The sequence below is a fragment of the Candidatus Mycobacterium methanotrophicum genome (genome assembly GCF_023515995.1).
GTDB classification, from domain to species: Bacteria; Actinomycetota; Actinomycetes; order Mycobacteriales; family Mycobacteriaceae; genus Mycobacterium; species Mycobacterium methanotrophicum.
In genome coordinates this window covers 3,481,619-3,495,506 of the sequence record NZ_CP097320.1, presented here as the reverse complement: position 1 = coordinate 3,495,506, position 13,888 = coordinate 3,481,619, and the positions used below count along the sequence as shown (strand labels likewise).

The window sequence follows — 13,888 nt, the reverse complement described above, 5'->3', positions numbered from 1 at the left end:
GAGCTGTGTAGTAATGGATTTCGCGATGATTCCACCAGAGATCAACTCCGCACGCATGTATGCCGGCACCGGCTCAGGGCCGATGCTGGCCGCCGCGGCGGCCTGGGACGGACTGGCCATTGAGTTGCACGCGGCGGCCACCTCCTACCAGACGGTGATCGCCGGACTGACCAATGGGCCCTGGCTGGGTTCGTCATCGGCGGCGATGGCGGCCGCCGCCGCTTCGTGCGTGACGTGGCTGAACACCACGGCTACGATGGCGGAGCGAACCGGCAGCCAAGCCAAGGCGGCGGCTGCGGCCTTTGAGACCGCATTCGCATCAACGGTGCCTCCGACAGTGATCGCGGCCAACCGGAGCCTGCTGACCGCATTGGTGGCGACGAACCTGTTCGGGCAAAACACCCCGGCGATCGCGGCGACCGAAATCCAGTATGCCGAAATGTGGGCCCAAGACGCCGTGGCGATGTACGGCTATGCGGGTTCGTCGGCATCGGCAACGATGTTGACACCGTTCACCCCGCCCGCCCCGACCACCCGCCCGAGCGCTCTGGCCGGCCAAGCGGCCACGGTCGGCCAATCCGCCGGCACATCTGCCACGACGAACACCTCCGCGGTGTTGTCGCAACTGACCTCCGCGGCGCCCACAGTGCTACAAGAATTCGCGACGGGCGCGCCTTGGACCTCGGCGGCCCCGTTGGCAACATCCGGGTTAGCCGGAATTTTAGAAAGCCTGGGGCTGACATCGCCTCTGACCTATGCGGGTACAGGCCTTGCAGGATCGGAACTAGCCACAGCCTCTGGGGCATGGGCTTCCGCATCCGATGCCGACAACATGATTATTGGCACGCACTTTCAGCTTGCTGACACGCACGAGTTCATCGCCACCACGCTGGACCGTATCAACGGCGTGGAAGGTCAAATCCTGAACCGGTTGGGCCAGGTGGGACCGGTGGGCGCGGTCGGGTCGGCGGTATCGGCGGGCATGGGTGAGGCGACGTCGGTTGGGGCGTTGTCGATACCGCTGGGTTGGACCACAGCGGCTCCGGCGATCAAGCTGGCCGCGGCGGCTCTGCCGGCCGCCAGCCCCAGTGTCGCCTTGGAAGCCTTCGCAGCCAATCCGGGAAGCCTGTTCGGTCAGATGGCGCTGGCGAGCGTGGTCGGGCAAACGGCCGGGAATGCCGTCAGCCCCGGACGTCGGGCGCGCATCAACGTGAATACGGGCGACTGCGGGGCGCTCCCGAAGAGAGCGATGAATCGTGAACTCGTGACGGCGCAAAACATGTCGCCGCGCGGCCCAGCCACGGGGATTGCGGCCGAAATGCGCGAAGTCGCCGAAGTGTTGCGCGACCTCGGCGCTCTGCGCGATTGCGGAATTCTCAGCGCCGAAGAATTCAGCGAACAGAAGCGACGACTTCTCAGTCGCTAGGCCGTCTGCATTCCGGCACTGGGCCGGGCCCAAGTCCGGCACCGCCCCACTACAGCGGATGACTCGACGCGACTTCGCTGCCACGACGAATATTGAAGAAGGCGGCGCGGACGCGGTGGAGCCGCTCAGGCAACATGGCGTCGGTGACGCCGATTGGAGGTGGGCGTGATGCAGGAGCGTGAGCCGGCTGGCGAGGCCCCTCCCGCCGAGTTGTTGCTGTTTGACGGCCGCGGGCTCACGTATGACGAGTGGGTGGATGCCTATGACGCCTGGTGCACTGCGCGGGAGGCGTGGCAGGAGCAGCATCCCGGCGTCGAGTTGCCGGAGGGTGTGGAGTTGGGTGAGTGCCCGTTGGACCCCATGTTGACGCTTGAGTGCCGTGCGTGGTCGCGGGCGCCTGGTGAGGACGAGATGGAGGGCCTCGCCGGCGAGGAGGACATCCACATTTAGGCCGTAGCTACCTCAAGCCGATTCGCTCACGCAGCTCCTCGGTGTGCCACGACTCGTCGGTATTGGCAGGCAACTGCTTGAAGTCGGCCGGTGTGAGGCGCCGACCGATGGCTTCCTCCAGGCACCGCCAGCACTCGTGGCGGCTGAATCCTGAGCTGGCCCAAACCTCGTCAGTCACCATGTGAATCTCGGCTACCTCGGGACGCTGGCAGCGCGGGCACCGCAGATCGAACACAACGTGCTGCCACTCAAAGCGATGATCCGCGCCGTTGTCCCACTCGAACTCCCGTCAGCCCGAGCCTCCGTGAACTCGTGTCAGAGCTGCGCCAGTCTCCTCGGCGTAGTCCTCCTCCCACGTCCGGATCTCGATTTCAAGCTCGACAAGTTGGCGTGGAGGCAAAATGTCGACCTGGCCGTTGAGAACCGGATCGTCGTACCCGGAAACGCTCAACGACCACTCACTGAGGAAGCCCGGCTGTGGCCGGTAGTCGAAATCACTCACCGGGCTCACGTTATGCAGCCGAATTGCTCCCGACACATGGCGCGCCGATCGGCAGCCGGGCCCCAACCTGTGGAAGCGTTGGGCGGTATGGAAGACACCTGGACAGCTCTTTCGGCGGCCGCCTTATTGCTGTGGGGCCGCCAACTGGGGAGGCGTTACGGGTGGCCGGTCAATGGCCCACGCCCGAGAACATGCTTGAGCGGCTCATCGCGGCGTTGGAAGCTGCTGGCGAAGACGAGTCTGTCGCGGAGCCGGAGCGAAGCAAGCTCAAACAGGTTGCGCTGGGGTTGCGTGGCGCGGCTTACCAGGTAGCTATCGGCGCTCTGGCCAGCGCAGGCGGCCACATGCTGAGCAGCTAGCGCCGCTCCTTGCCGTGGGAGCGGGCGCCCCTATCCCTTTTTGTGAACCCCGCCACCACCGGGAGGCGGTGGCGGCGGCGGCGATGGACGCGCGGCGGGCGGTGGTCGCCGGCCACCGGTTTTGGGGCGGGGGCTATAGCCTTTCTGCTCTTGATCTGCCATCTGCGGCTCACCTTCCTTTACGCACCGTGGGTGACTGACACACGCAACTTCCTGCCCTTACCAAGGGGCAGCACGGCGACTGGCCTCTCGTTAGAGTATCCGCTGGAGGCTTGACCAGACTCTGCGGATTTACTGCCGGCCGCAGCGACTTCGCCTGGTTTCAGAAATTGAACGAATTGAGCATCGTCGCAGCGAATCCAGACGCCGGCGGTGCGCGGAATGGGTTGTATAAACACGCCATCCTCGTCGAGCTCCCATGCCTCTTGGAGAAAGATTTCACGAGTTTCCGGGTAGCCCGAGAAATACGACTTATCCTCCGAGCGGCCGCCCACCCACGTGTCGTCGCTGGTGTACACGCGCACGAAGCCCGGCCCCATGTGGTCCGCGGCGAAATCCCACGCAGTTGCGGTTGGGTCGTACACGCTGAATCGCTCATTGTTGCGCTTAACGCACCACTTGCTGATGACAAAGCGTGTTTTGCAGTAGTGAGGTTTTCTCACTTGGGGCTCGTGAGTCTGGTGTGACTGGAGTTTTCGGCGTGTCGTAGTGGCTGGGCGTGGGGTCCTTGCTCAAGGATTCGGTTTCGACGAGGAAACCCGCTCCGCTGCAAAGGACCCCACGTGTTCACCTACTCTGCCATCTGCGACGTGCCGGAGGAAACCCTGCTGCATGTGACCGCGCTGCTGCACGTTCACCGGCGCGAGATCAGAACGCGGGCCGGGCGGCGGTCGGGTACGGTGCGCACGCAGGCCAAGCTGGTGCTGCGGTGGTTCCGCGACGACGCCCCGATCCGGTTGTTGGCGATGGAGGCCGGGCTGCCGATCTCCACCAGCTACCGCTATCTGCACGAGGCGATCGACGTGATCGCCGAACAAGCTCCTGACCTGCACGAAGTGCTCGACCGGGCCAAGGCCGAACAGTGGTCGCACGTGACGCTGGACGGGACGCTGATCGCCATCGACCGGGTGGACGAGCGCAACGAGGCCGGCCATCACCGGTGGTATTCGGGCAAGCACAAAACCCAGGGCGGCAATGTGCAGATACTGGCCGACCCGGGCGGGTTCCCGGTGTGGTCGAGCGAGGTCGAGCCGGGCAGCGTGCACGACATCACCGCCGCCCGCGCGCACTGCCTGGGCGCGCTGTACAAGTCCGCGGCCGACGGGGTGCCGACGCTGGCCGACAAGGGCTACGAAGGAGCGGGGATCGGGGTGCACACTCCGGTCAAGGGCCGCGGCCTGGCCGTGGAGAATCAGAGCTACAACATGCTGCTCACCGCGGCGCGTGCCATCGGTGAACGCGCCAACGCCGAACTCAAACAGCGTTGGCGCTGCCTCCGTCGAATCCGCCTGTGTCCAACCAGGATTGGCGCAGTTGTTGCCGCCGCGATCGTACTATCGACTCTCCAACGCGGAAATTACTGAGAAAACGTCAGTGAACGATGAATGCGAAAGACCATCGGCACGGCAAAGACCAAGCCAATTAAGGCCAATGCGGTCAGCCGCCGATCCGGCGGATTCTCGGCCACATACAACAGTGCGAGGAAACCCGACGTCGCCAGTGCCCGGAGGACGCGGACGGTGACCTCTTGCTCGTCGGGCGTCGGACCACGCAGTCGAGACCGCGTCCCTTGATAGATAAAGCCGGGTATGACTGCCAACAGCAGCGTGACCGCCTGTTGCCAGCTAGCCAGCATGTCATTACTCCTCGTGGAACCGAGCCTCTACACAAGGCTGACCATCGACGCTATCTGCGGCTGGGCCGGGCGGGTGCTGCGACATGCCGGTAACCGTCCCCGCAGAGGTGGGGGCAAATTTCGTCGGCCCGTGATGCGTAGGCAGCGTATTGGCAGCGGCACCGGCAGAGTCGGCTAAAAATACCGTCTAAGCAGCGCAAACGCTTGGTGCGCGGTACTGGGATTGAACCAGCGACCTCTTCCGTGTCAGGGAAGCGCTCTCCCGCTGAGCTAACCGCGCCCGGGTCAAAGAATTGGAGGTGGAGACGGGAATCGAACCCGCGTGCACGGCTTTGCAGGCCGTTGCCTCACCACTCGGCCACTCCACCGTGGGTTTGATGCCACTTACGCCCTCGAGCGGATGACGGGATTCGAACCCGCGACCCTCACCTTGGCAAGGTGATGCGCTACCAACTGCGCCACATCCGCGCGCAGCGGGCGAGATCGTCGCCCGGTGCGATGCACGACGATAGTCCAAATGAGCTCGCCTGCACAACTTCCTCGTGCCGTCAGGCGCGCTGCTATCCGCTGGCCCACGCAGCGCGTTCTGCCGGAATGCGCGCACGTGCTAACCTTCGACGTCGTTCGCCTTGGCGCGGTCCCGTGGCTCAGTGGGAGAGCGTCCGCTTCACACGCGGAAGGTCGCTGGTTCGATCCCAGCCGGGACCACCCTATCTGCACTCAATGTTCGCCGTCTCACCGGCCTTGACATGTTCCACGGGCGTTGCAGCGTTAGATTTGAGCAATCGGGGCAACTCTGCGTTCACCACCACCGTCTGCGCGACGGTCCCGCCGCGTCTTTGAACGGACTCGCCGCGAGATTGCCCATGAAAGGATGCTGACGATGTCTGACGAGAAGCGGGGCCAGGCCGCGCTGTTCGACGCCTTGACGACCAAGGGCACGGCCTTTTCCGAGGACGAACGCCGCAGATACGGGTTGCTCGGACTGCTGCCCACCGCGGTGAAGACCCTCGAACAGCAGGCCGCGCACTGCTGGCACGAATTCTGCACTCGTCGCGACGATCTCGACAAACACATCTATCTGCGGGCGTTGCAAGACCGCAATGAGACACTGTTCTACCGGGTGCTGCACGACCACATCCCCGAAACACTGCCGATCGTATACACCCCCACCGTCGGGGAGGCCTGCCACCGGTTCGGCGAGATCTATAGACGCCCAAGGGGATTGTTCGTTTCCTACCCCGACCGCGACCGTCTCGATGAGGTGCTGCGCAATCGGCCGCAGCGCGACGTTGACGTGATTGTGGTGACCGACGGCCAGCGGATTCTCGGCTTGGGTGACCAGGGCATCGGCGGGATGGGCATTCCGATCGGCAAGCTGTCGCTCTACACGCTCATCGGCGGCACCGATCCCGCGCGCACTCTTCCGATCATGCTCGACGTGGGCACCGACAACGCCGAACTCCTCGAAGAGCCGCTTTATCTCGGTTGGCGCCACCGGCGCATCGACGACGACGAGTACTACGCCTTCATCGACCAGTTCGTCGCAGAAGTGCGCGAACAACTGCCCGATGTGCTGCTGCAGTGGGAGGACTTCGCCACGGTGCATGCCCAGCCGATCCTGGCCCGCTACCGCGACCAGCTGCTGACCTTCAACGACGACATTCAGGGCACCGCCGCCGTCACCCTCGGTGCACTTCGCGGTGCCGCCCAAGTGGCGGGTCGCCCGCTTTCGCAGCAGCAGGTGGTGATGCTCGGCGCAGGCTCGGCAGGCATAGGTGTCTTGAACATGATCCGACGGGAGATGGCGAACGATGGGATATCGGAACAGGCTGCGCAAGAACGGATCTGGGCCATCGACGTGGCGGGCCTGCTCACCGATGACCGCACCGATCTTTCCTCGGGGCAACGTGAGTTTGCTCAGCCCGCCGATCGGGTGGCTAGTTGGGGGCTGACGGAGCCGGCCCAGCTTGCCGACGTCGTGCACCACATCGACGTCGGTGTTCTGTTGGGGCTGTCCACCGCCGCCGGCGCCTTCACCGAGAGCATCGTGCGTGAGATGGCCGGCAAGACCGAACGGCCGATCATCTTCCCGCTGTCCAATCCGACAAGCCGCGCGGAGGCGCATCCGGCCGAATTGGACCACTGGACTGATGGGAGAGCGCTGATCGCGACGGGCTCACCTTTCGCGCCCCTACGCCGCAACGGCGTGGAAAGACCGGTGGCACAATGTAATAACGTCTATATCTTCCCCGCGATGGGACTCGCAGTGACCGCAGCTCAAGCCACCCGGGTCACCGACGAGATGATGCGGGCTGCCGCAGCGGCTTTGGGCGATGCATCGCCTGCCCTCGCCGACCCCGACCGGCCGCTGCTGCCGGACTGGTCAGACGTCCCCGACGTCGCAGTGCGCATTGCACACGCCGTCGCCGGACAGGCCGTGGCGGACGGCGTCGCCCCGAAACGCAGCGATGATGAACTCGCCCAACGGATTAGCCAGGCGCGGTGGACTCCCGAGTACCGAACGCGCACATGATCGCCGGGTGAGCGAGCCGTACGTCTCGGGTCGCCGCATGCTCAAGAGCCGAAACGCCTCCAACCAGTCGCGGCGCTGATCGAGGTCAGCCGCCAGCCGGCCGTCTACGCCGAGTTGCCGTTCGCGCAGCATGCTTTCGACATCTTCGGCTCGCCCCGTGCCGCACACGCGGCAGTGGCCGTCGAGCAGTTCCTCGCCGAAATCTACGCGTCGAGTCGCGCAGACGCCCGCATGGCCTGGATGTCGCTCAGGCGTCGACCACCACGCGACCGCCTTTCGCTCGCGAGACGCAGACCAGCATCTCGTCGTCGCCCCACATCGTGACCCGATCCGGCGCCACCGCCACCACCTCGTCCAGCAGCGGCATGTAGTCGCGCCCCCTGCCGGCATAGATTGCCCGCCAATTGATCCCGTGCTGTTCAGCCACCTGGATCGTGGGCAGGATCGGTGTCACCCCGATACCGCCGATCACGAACAACACGTCGTGCTCATCGGTGACGAGATAGAACGCGTTGCGGGGACTTTCGAACATGAGGGTGTCGCCCACCTCGAAGGTGTCGTGCATCTCGATGGAACCGCCGCCGCCGTCGGCGATCCGGCGCACGGCGATACGGTAGTCGGTGCGCCGCCCGGACGGACCGCACAGCGAGTACTGCCGACGGCGCCCCGACGGCAGCCGAACATCGATGTGCGCGCCGGGTGTCCACGACGGCGGCAATCCGCCTTGCGCATCGGCCAACGTCAAGGCGACGGCGTCGGGCGTGAGCGGTTCGCGTTTGGTGACCACCGCGGTGATCGTCCGCTGCACCGGCACTACCTGCGATGGCGACCAGCGCGATGCCGAAGCGAAGCCGCCGAAAAGCGCACCCACGCCGCACAACGCCGAGTACATGCGGTCGCGCTTGCGGTGGCCTGATCAGCGGCAGCGCGTTTTTGAACACCTCGACGATGAACTCCTCGCCCGCCGGCAGCAACAGGTGCAAGACGTTGCAGAAATGGGTGGTGAACGGCTCGTTGGGCACGTAGTAGAACGGCAGCTTCGCCCAGTCGAACTGCAGGTCACGCGCCTGGAGGACGAGGCGCTCGTGATCGAGCGACGCGTCGTGCGGGCCCGCTGCCTGGTCATCGACGGTGAACATGGTCAACCCCCATGAGTGCCCCTTGAGTGGCTAGGCACTGCATTGCGCGTCAGTCTCCTCGGCGATCAGACGCTCGCGCCGCAGGAACCGGATCGCGCGGCCCGCACCGGCGGTCCAGCTGCTCGGCGAACGCCGGGATGTCGTGGTAGTCGAAGCGGTAGCCGTAGCGTTTGGGCAAGATCCGGGTGATGTCCATCAGGTTGTAGTAGTCATCGGCGGTGATGTTGAAAATGGTGCCCGCCTGCGCCGGCAGGTCCATCAGCGCCACGATGTGATCGGCGACCAGGTCCGCCGATGCCGACTTCGGCGCCCGCCCGACGTTGTACGCGGTGTCGCAGGAGCTACCGGGCAACACCTTCGTCGGCCCGCGCTTCGGCCTGTACGGCCGTAGCCAGCCGACGTGGCGCAACTGGACGGCCAAGCGTGCAACAACCGCGGCTGCGCCGTGGGAGCTGTCCGAACAGCTCACGGGAACCAAATTTCCGCTGTGAGGTTCCCCGCGGCTCATGCCTAGATTGACGAAGGAACTGTCGCGGCGGTTTCGGCGCGGGCGGTGCTGAGTACGGCCCCCATTGGTACCCGGGCCAACCATCACGGTTGGTACAGGCCATGGCGCCGACGCCGGATCATCCGGCGCCGGCGAAGCTTCGGTAAGACCCCGCTCACGCCGGGGCCGAAGCGGTGAGGCCAAAACCCAAACCCTGCAAGGGGACACCGCATGAGAGTGTCACCAACACACACTCAACGGCAACGGCTTCTGGTTCTTCGGTATCGTATCTGGATTCCGCTGTACTGACACAACGTGAGGCGCCTCGTCGACGGGCGATGAGGCCCAGACATGCCAACGTCGGAAAATGATGCGTCCAGCGCGATTTCGGTGCAAGATGTGCGGCGTGGCTATGTACCAGGGCAGGGCGCTCGCAGACATCAACCTCACTGGTGTCGCGTTGGCGGAGGCGCTCGAAGCTTTTATCTGCCGGCGCGACCCGACCCTGGAGAACGTCCAGGTCAGACGCGCGACTCCAACTGGTGATGTCGAAATGCGGGTGCAACCCCACAAGCGGTGGTACGAGGTCGTCTTCGAGACTGACGACAACCCCGAGGACGACGAAGACGATGACGACGACACTTTTGAGGCAAGGCGAAAAGCCAAGGAGAAGGCAAAGGCGGCAGCGAAGGCCCAGGTCAAGACATGGCCGCCAGCTAATTCAATGATGCTGCCACCCGATCCTGATGAGGAACAGCGGCGCCGATGACCCGCGGCGCCGACGAATTGGCACAACGCGATGAGGTGGGGGCATCTCCCGCTCGCGGGGGACAGCGGCGCCAGTGACCGGTGTTCGTGATCAGGTGGTGACTCGGGCGCGCGGCATGCGCGAGCATGCGTTCATCAGCGAGAAGGTGGCCATGGACGTCGCGCAGATCTGGCTCGGCATCATCGACGACCAATTCGGGCTCTGACTGCGCGGCAACCGAATTCGAGACGACCGACTTTTGCGTGCACTGACCGGGCCTTTTCCCGCACGGTCGTCGTAACAGGTGCGGCGTCGGGCATCGGGCTAGCCACTGCCGAGCGCCTGCTGGCCGAAGGCGGCAGCGTCGTCGGCGCCGGGCGGGCCGCCCCGCCGGACCTGGGTCCCGACTTCGGGTTCGTGACCGCCGACGTGACCGACGAAGCCGCGATCGCGGCCATGCTGGACGCCGTGCCCGACCGCATCGACGGGGTCGTACTCCGTACGGGGCCAACGCCATTTGCCCCGGCTTCACCGAAACACCGATGACTGGCAGCGTCTTCGGCTTGCCGCGCATGGAAGGTCCGAAGCCTCCATCACCGAAGAGCACGCATTACAACCGATGGGCTTGCCGGAAGAGATCGCCGCCATGGCTGTCGGCTTTCCCGGTGTCCCCCGACGCGTCCTTCGTCATCGGTCAAGCCATTGCCGTCGACGGTGGCTACCCGGCCGGCCGCGATCACGGCGTGGTTCAGCTCTTCGGTCTTTCCACGTCAGCTAGGTCGAATTCGACGCTCTTAGAACCGGAGTGACGGGACCGGCACGCTTCCCAGGCAACCCGGCGTCAGCGGTTTGGTGAGCCCGAGCGCCGGGTAGCCAAGACTCGGTGCGCACCACAGCCTGGTGCGCCAAAGCCTGATATTTGGGAGGAACCCATGGCTAATGCTGCGGTAAAGACGCCCACCGACGTCGTCCAGTTTCTCGTCGGCCAGCACGAGCAGATCAAGTCGTCGTTTGCTGAAACGCTGGCTGCTTCCGGCAAGGCTCGAGGCGAGGCCTTCGTCAAGCTGCGGCGGTTGCTCGCCGTACATGAAACCGCTGAAGAGGAGATCGTTCACCCGCGGGCGAAGCGGAAGATCCCTAACGGCGACAAGGTGATTGGGGAGCGGTTAGCGGAGGAGCACGAAGCCAAGACGGTGCTGTCCGAGCTGGAGAAGCTCGACGTCGACGACACGTCGTTCACCGACACGTTGACCAAGCTTCGCGACGCGGTTGTCCAGCACGCCGAGAAGGAGGAGAAGCAGGAGTTCGCCAAGCTGGAGCAGGAATTGGGCAGCGACGAGCTCGAGAGGATGGGTCGTGCCGCCAAGCTTGCCGAGGCGATCGCGCCCACCAGGCCGCACGCCGGTGTGGAATCGCAGCTCGCGAACCTGTTCGCCGGACCCTTCGCGGCGATGACGGACCGCGCGCGCGACACCATCATGGGTAAACATTGAGGACAAGGGGTAGGCCCGCAGCATGACGCGTTTTGGCTACTTCTTATCGTGCGAGGAATTTGATCCCAAGGAGCTTGTGCGGCAGGCTGTCCGAGCCGAGGCTGCCGGCTTCGAACGGCTCTGGATCTCCGACCACTTCCACCCGTGGAGCAACGAGCAGGGTCAGAGCTCGTTCGTGTGGTCGGTCATCGGAGCGGGCGTTTCATGCTCGGGCTGGGAGCCGGCGAGGCGTTGAACGAGCACATCACCGGTCAACGCTGGCCGCGGCCGGCGACGCGCCGGGCGATGCTCGAAGAGGCGGTCGCGGTGATTCGAAAGCTGTTCACCGGCAGGCAGGTCAGCTATGACGGACGCTATTTCACCGTCGAGCAGGCGCGGCTGTACACGCTGCCATCTCAGCCGACGCCCGTCTACATTTCCGGCTTCGGGCCGCGCGCCGCCCGGCTGGCTGGACGGATCGGCGACGGGTTCCAATGCACGATGCCGTCGGGGGAGTTGGTCTCCGAATTTCACCGGGCGGGTGGAGCCGGCAAGCCCACCCAAGCCGGGTTCAGGGTCTGCCACTCGAAGACCAAGGAAGAAGGGGTAAAAACCGCTCACAGCCTGTGGCGGACCGAGCAACTGCCCGGACAGCTCAACCAGACATTGCCCACACCTGCGCACTTCGAGCAGGCATCGAGCCTGGTGCCGGCCTCGGCAGTGGAGGAGTCGATGCCATGTGGGCCGGATGCCAAACCCGTCATCGAGCGCGCTCGCACCTACGCCGACGCAGGCTTCGACGAGGTGTACATCCAGCAGATCGGCCCGGACCAAGACCGGTTCTTCGACTTCTGGCAGTCCGAAGTCGCGCCCGGGGTGGCGGCGTAAGCAAGGGCGCACGGCCATGACCCCGGCCAAGGTCCGGCCGGGTCGTGCTTGGCGTAGCCCAGGTGGACGTCCATCTCGCCCTCGGCGGCGGACTCGATGATCCGCTTGCTCAACTGAGCCAGCAGGCCGTCCTCGCCGGTCAGCCGCAGCCCTTCCGAGCGGGCCCGATCCACCAGCTTGCCCGATCAGCTGCTCGTCGAGGTCGTCCAGCCGGACCGCGCCCTGCATGTCGGGCCGCTCGACGATCTTCTCGTCCATAATCACATCAGTCACAGTGTTCTCCTTCTTCCTCAGGAGTTACACCGTTTAACTTACAGACCCGACCGCGGCTCAGTCGTTGCTGGGCAACGCCTTTCGAGTCTCCACGCATCGCGGTGAGCTGTTGCAGCTGCCGCCTGAGATGCACGTTCGACTGGACCCGCGACCGCGGCTGACGGCTACCGTTCATCCGTCGGCGGTGCTGCGCGATCGCACCGACCGCGAACTGGCCTACAAGTCATTGGTAGCCGACTTGCGCAGCGCGCGTAAGGGTCTGGCGACGAGCACACGATAGCGCCGCTACGGCTCGTCGTCGTCGTCGTTGTCGTGGAGGAGTTTTTCGGGGTGGTGGTAGGTGTTGGTGCGGGGTTGGCCGTGGTCGAGGTGTGCTGGGGGGATCCATTCGGTGTCGCCGTGGTGGTTTTTGCGGGTGGTCCAGCCTTGTTCGGCCAGGGGGTGATGCCCGCCGCAGCCCAGGGTTAGGTCGTTGATGTCGGTGGTGTGGCATTGCGCGTAGGGGTCGGTGTGGTGGGCTTCGCAGTAGTAGCCGGGCACGTCGCAGTTGGGGAACGTGCAGCCGCGGTCTTTGGCGTACAACACGATTCGTTGGGCCGGTGAGGCGAGGCGTTTGGTGTGATACAGCGCCAGCGCTTTGCCGTGATCGAAGATCGTCAAATAGTGATGGGCGTGGGAGGCCAGCCGGATGACGTCGCTCATCGGCAGCAGGGTGCCTCCGCCGGTCAGCGCCTTGCCGGCGGCGGTTTCGAGTTCATCCAGGGTGGTGGTGACGATGATCGAGGCGGGTAGCCCGTTGTGCTGGCCCAGCTCACCGCTGGCGAGCAGGGCACGTCCGGCGGCGTTGAGGGCGTCGTGGTTGCGTTGGGCGGTGCTGCGGGTGTCGCGTTGCACGGCGTCGGCGGCGGGGACACCGTCCACGCACGGTGTCTCGTCGGCGGGGTTGCACATGCCCGGGGCGGCCAGTTTGGCGAACACGGCATCCAGGGTGGCGCGGGCCTCCGGGGTCAGATGCCCCGAGATCGGGCTCATCCTGTCGTATCCCTCCGCTCCGATGGTGAGGCCGCGCCGCCATGCACGGTCGTCGTCGGTGAAGTCGCCGTCGGGGTCCAGGCAGTCGGTGAGTTTGTCGGCCAGCTTGGCCAGCTCGTCGGGGCGATGCGCACCGCCGAGGTGGGCCAGCTGCGCCTCGGCGTGTACCCGGGTGTCGAGGTCGACGAAGTCGGGCAGCCGATGACAGAAGCTGCGGATCACCGCGATGTGGGCGGCGCCGAGGTCACCGGCCCGCTGGGCGGTGGCGGTGGCTTCCAACAACGGCGGCAGCGCTTCACCGGTCAGCGCGCGCTGCTCACCCAGATCGGCGGCGTCGTGGATGCGCCGGGATGCCTCGGCGCGGCTGATCCGCAGCCGATTCGCCAACGCCTGCGCCAGCCTGCCGCCCAGCTCGGCTTCGCTGGCCTGGCGGGCCAGCTGGTTGATCAGGCCATGCCCGGCCGCGGGCAGGCGGCGTATCTCGGTTTCCAGACGTTGCAGCAGGGCCAGGCATTCCGGGGTGGTCAGCACGTCGGCGGGCACGTCGAGCACGTCAGAGACCGCATCGTGCAGCGCGTCATAGCGCTTCACCACGTCCTCACCGCAACTCGAATGCATGTTCGAACACTATCGCCGCCGCCCGACGAAAACCCAGCCCGCAACACCAATCTGTGGATAAAAACCCAACTGTGGATAAAAGCGTTAGTCGCTACGAGCGGTT

16 protein-coding genes, 4 tRNA genes and 5 pseudogenes are annotated in these 13,888 nt (G+C 65.1%); 14 read left to right on the top strand and 11 right to left on the bottom strand.

Annotated features, from left to right (window positions below):
- Window positions 1-13: 13 nt before the first annotated feature.
- Window positions 14-1,426, top strand: coding sequence for a PPE family protein, SVP subgroup (locus M5I08_RS18135; RefSeq protein WP_219069991.1), 1,413 nt, complete (start codon window positions 14-16; stop codon window positions 1,424-1,426).
- Between the two features lie 168 nt (window positions 1,427-1,594).
- Complete coding sequence (locus M5I08_RS18130) at window positions 1,595-1,876, top strand: hypothetical protein (protein ID WP_219069993.1); 282 nt, start codon at window positions 1,595-1,597, stop codon at window positions 1,874-1,876.
- A 7-nt stretch (window positions 1,877-1,883) separates the two neighbouring features.
- Here M5I08_RS18130 and M5I08_RS18125 read toward each other — a convergent pair whose 3' ends face one another.
- Window positions 1,884-2,054, bottom strand: coding sequence for a hypothetical protein (locus tag M5I08_RS18125; RefSeq protein WP_249762888.1), 171 nt, complete (start codon window positions 2,052-2,054; stop codon window positions 1,884-1,886).
- Between the two features lie 111 nt (window positions 2,055-2,165).
- Complete coding sequence (locus tag M5I08_RS18120) at window positions 2,166-2,378, bottom strand: hypothetical protein (protein ID WP_219069997.1); 213 nt, start codon at window positions 2,376-2,378, stop codon at window positions 2,166-2,168.
- Window positions 2,379-2,539: 161 nt separating this feature from the next.
- On the opposite strand from M5I08_RS18120, the gene M5I08_RS18115 reads away from it, so the two are divergent.
- On the top strand, window positions 2,540-2,737 hold the full coding sequence (locus M5I08_RS18115) for a hypothetical protein (protein WP_219069999.1): 198 nt from the start codon (window positions 2,540-2,542) through the stop codon (window positions 2,735-2,737).
- Between the two features lie 179 nt (window positions 2,738-2,916).
- On the opposite strand, the gene M5I08_RS18110 is transcribed toward M5I08_RS18115, so the two are convergent.
- The gene (locus M5I08_RS18110) at window positions 2,917-3,399 is read right to left on the bottom strand and encodes a DUF6338 family protein (RefSeq protein WP_219070001.1); all 483 of its coding nucleotides are present in this window, start codon (window positions 3,397-3,399) and stop codon (window positions 2,917-2,919) included.
- Between the two features lie 120 nt (window positions 3,400-3,519).
- On the opposite strand from M5I08_RS18110, the gene M5I08_RS18105 reads away from it, so the two are divergent.
- Window positions 3,520-4,320, top strand: coding sequence for a transposase family protein (locus tag M5I08_RS18105; RefSeq protein ID WP_249762759.1), 801 nt, complete (start codon window positions 3,520-3,522; stop codon window positions 4,318-4,320).
- Here the strand turns inward: M5I08_RS18105 and M5I08_RS18100 are convergent.
- From M5I08_RS18100 to M5I08_RS18085, 4 genes are all read right to left on the bottom strand, one after another.
- Window positions 4,314-4,592 (bottom strand): DUF6338 family protein, encoded by a 279-nt coding sequence (locus tag M5I08_RS18100; protein WP_219068650.1) that lies wholly within the window; start codon window positions 4,590-4,592, stop codon window positions 4,314-4,316. The two genes, M5I08_RS18105 and M5I08_RS18100, sit on opposite strands and share 7 nt — an antisense overlap.
- 205 nt (window positions 4,593-4,797) lie before the next feature.
- Window positions 4,798-4,872: transfer RNA gene (locus M5I08_RS18095), tRNA-Val, on the bottom strand.
- A gap of 14 nt (window positions 4,873-4,886) precedes the next feature.
- Window positions 4,887-4,960 (bottom strand) — tRNA-Cys (locus M5I08_RS18090).
- A gap of 27 nt (window positions 4,961-4,987) precedes the next feature.
- Window positions 4,988-5,060: transfer RNA gene (locus tag M5I08_RS18085), tRNA-Gly, on the bottom strand.
- Between the two features lie 168 nt (window positions 5,061-5,228).
- Here M5I08_RS18085 and M5I08_RS18080 point away from each other — a divergent pair.
- The 3 genes and pseudogenes from M5I08_RS18080 to M5I08_RS18070 all read left to right on the top strand — a co-directional run.
- A tRNA-Val gene (locus tag M5I08_RS18080) sits at window positions 5,229-5,300 on the top strand.
- A gap of 175 nt (window positions 5,301-5,475) precedes the next feature.
- The gene (locus M5I08_RS18075) at window positions 5,476-7,128 is read left to right on the top strand and encodes an NAD-dependent malic enzyme (protein WP_219068652.1); all 1,653 of its coding nucleotides are present in this window, start codon (window positions 5,476-5,478) and stop codon (window positions 7,126-7,128) included.
- A 66-nt stretch (window positions 7,129-7,194) separates the two neighbouring features.
- Window positions 7,195-7,452, top strand: a pseudogene (locus M5I08_RS18070) (hypothetical protein); the annotation flags it as partial.
- Here M5I08_RS18070 and M5I08_RS18065 read toward each other — a convergent pair.
- From M5I08_RS18065 to M5I08_RS26990, 3 genes and pseudogenes are all read right to left on the bottom strand, one after another.
- Window positions 7,430-8,041: pseudogene (locus M5I08_RS18065) on the bottom strand (ferredoxin reductase); the annotation flags it as partial. The pseudogenes M5I08_RS18070 and M5I08_RS18065 overlap by 23 nt on opposite strands.
- Window positions 8,030-8,267, bottom strand: a pseudogene (locus tag M5I08_RS18060) (metal-dependent hydrolase); the annotation flags it as partial. The pseudogenes M5I08_RS18060 and M5I08_RS18065, both read right to left, overlap by 12 nt.
- Window positions 8,268-8,316: 49 nt before the next feature.
- Window positions 8,317-8,619, bottom strand: a complete 303-nt coding sequence (locus M5I08_RS26990; RefSeq protein WP_370328504.1) for a hypothetical protein — start codon at window positions 8,617-8,619, stop codon at window positions 8,317-8,319.
- On the opposite strand from M5I08_RS26990, the pseudogene M5I08_RS18050 reads away from it, so the two are divergent.
- The 7 genes and pseudogenes from M5I08_RS18050 to M5I08_RS18020 form a co-directional block, all read left to right on the top strand.
- Window positions 8,555-8,758: pseudogene (locus tag M5I08_RS18050) on the top strand (oxidoreductase); the annotation flags it as partial. The gene M5I08_RS26990 and the pseudogene M5I08_RS18050 overlap by 65 nt on opposite strands.
- A 402-nt stretch (window positions 8,759-9,160) precedes the next feature.
- Entirely contained in the window at window positions 9,161-9,523 is a 363-nt protein-coding gene (locus tag M5I08_RS18040) for a hypothetical protein (RefSeq protein ID WP_219068654.1), read from the top strand.
- Between the two features lie 201 nt (window positions 9,524-9,724).
- Window positions 9,725-10,311 (top strand): annotated as a pseudogene (locus M5I08_RS18035) (SDR family NAD(P)-dependent oxidoreductase).
- 123 nt (window positions 10,312-10,434) lie between these two features.
- Window positions 10,435-10,995: a hemerythrin domain-containing protein gene (locus M5I08_RS18030; protein ID WP_219068655.1), complete on the top strand. Its 561-nt coding sequence runs from the start codon at window positions 10,435-10,437 to the stop codon at window positions 10,993-10,995.
- Between the two features lie 22 nt (window positions 10,996-11,017).
- Window positions 11,018-11,230: an LLM class flavin-dependent oxidoreductase gene (locus M5I08_RS26210; protein WP_255564732.1), complete on the top strand. Its 213-nt coding sequence runs from the start codon at window positions 11,018-11,020 to the stop codon at window positions 11,228-11,230.
- Window positions 11,200-11,862: a TIGR03557 family F420-dependent LLM class oxidoreductase gene (locus M5I08_RS18025; protein WP_255564733.1), complete on the top strand. Its 663-nt coding sequence runs from the start codon at window positions 11,200-11,202 to the stop codon at window positions 11,860-11,862. Before M5I08_RS26210 ends, M5I08_RS18025 begins: the two co-directional genes overlap by 31 nt.
- Before the next feature lie 337 nt (window positions 11,863-12,199).
- Window positions 12,200-12,415 carry a uracil-DNA glycosylase family protein gene (locus M5I08_RS18020; RefSeq protein ID WP_219068657.1) on the top strand — a complete coding sequence of 72 codons (216 nt, stop codon included), beginning with the start codon at window positions 12,200-12,202 and terminating at the stop codon, window positions 12,413-12,415.
- Between the two features lie 5 nt (window positions 12,416-12,420).
- On the opposite strand, the gene M5I08_RS18015 is transcribed toward M5I08_RS18020, so the two are convergent.
- Entirely contained in the window at window positions 12,421-13,785 is a 1,365-nt protein-coding gene (locus tag M5I08_RS18015) for a 13E12 repeat family protein (protein ID WP_219068658.1), read from the bottom strand.
- Window positions 13,786-13,888 lie beyond the last annotated feature (103 nt).

Bases quoted from the DNA above. Each gene is read 5' to 3' on its own strand.
- M5I08_RS18135 (WP_219069991.1), top strand. From the start codon at position 14: ATGGATTTCGCGATGATTCCACCAGAGATCAACTCCGCACGCATGTAT.
- M5I08_RS18130 (WP_219069993.1), top strand. From the start codon at position 1,595: ATGCAGGAGCGTGAGCCGGCTGGCGAGGCCCCTCCCGCCGAGTTGTTG.
- M5I08_RS18100 (WP_219068650.1), bottom strand. From the start codon at position 4,592: ATGCTGGCTAGCTGGCAACAGGCGGTCACGCTGCTGTTGGCAGTCATA.
- M5I08_RS18075 (WP_219068652.1), top strand. From the start codon at position 5,476: ATGTCTGACGAGAAGCGGGGCCAGGCCGCGCTGTTCGACGCCTTGACG.
- M5I08_RS18030 (WP_219068655.1), top strand. From the start codon at position 10,435: ATGGCTAATGCTGCGGTAAAGACGCCCACCGACGTCGTCCAGTTTCTC.
- M5I08_RS26210 (WP_255564732.1), top strand. From the start codon at position 11,018: ATGACGCGTTTTGGCTACTTCTTATCGTGCGAGGAATTTGATCCCAAG.
- M5I08_RS18025 (WP_255564733.1), top strand. From the start codon at position 11,200: ATGCTCGGGCTGGGAGCCGGCGAGGCGTTGAACGAGCACATCACCGGT.
- M5I08_RS18015 (WP_219068658.1), bottom strand. From the start codon at position 13,785: ATGCATTCGAGTTGCGGTGAGGACGTGGTGAAGCGCTATGACGCGCTG.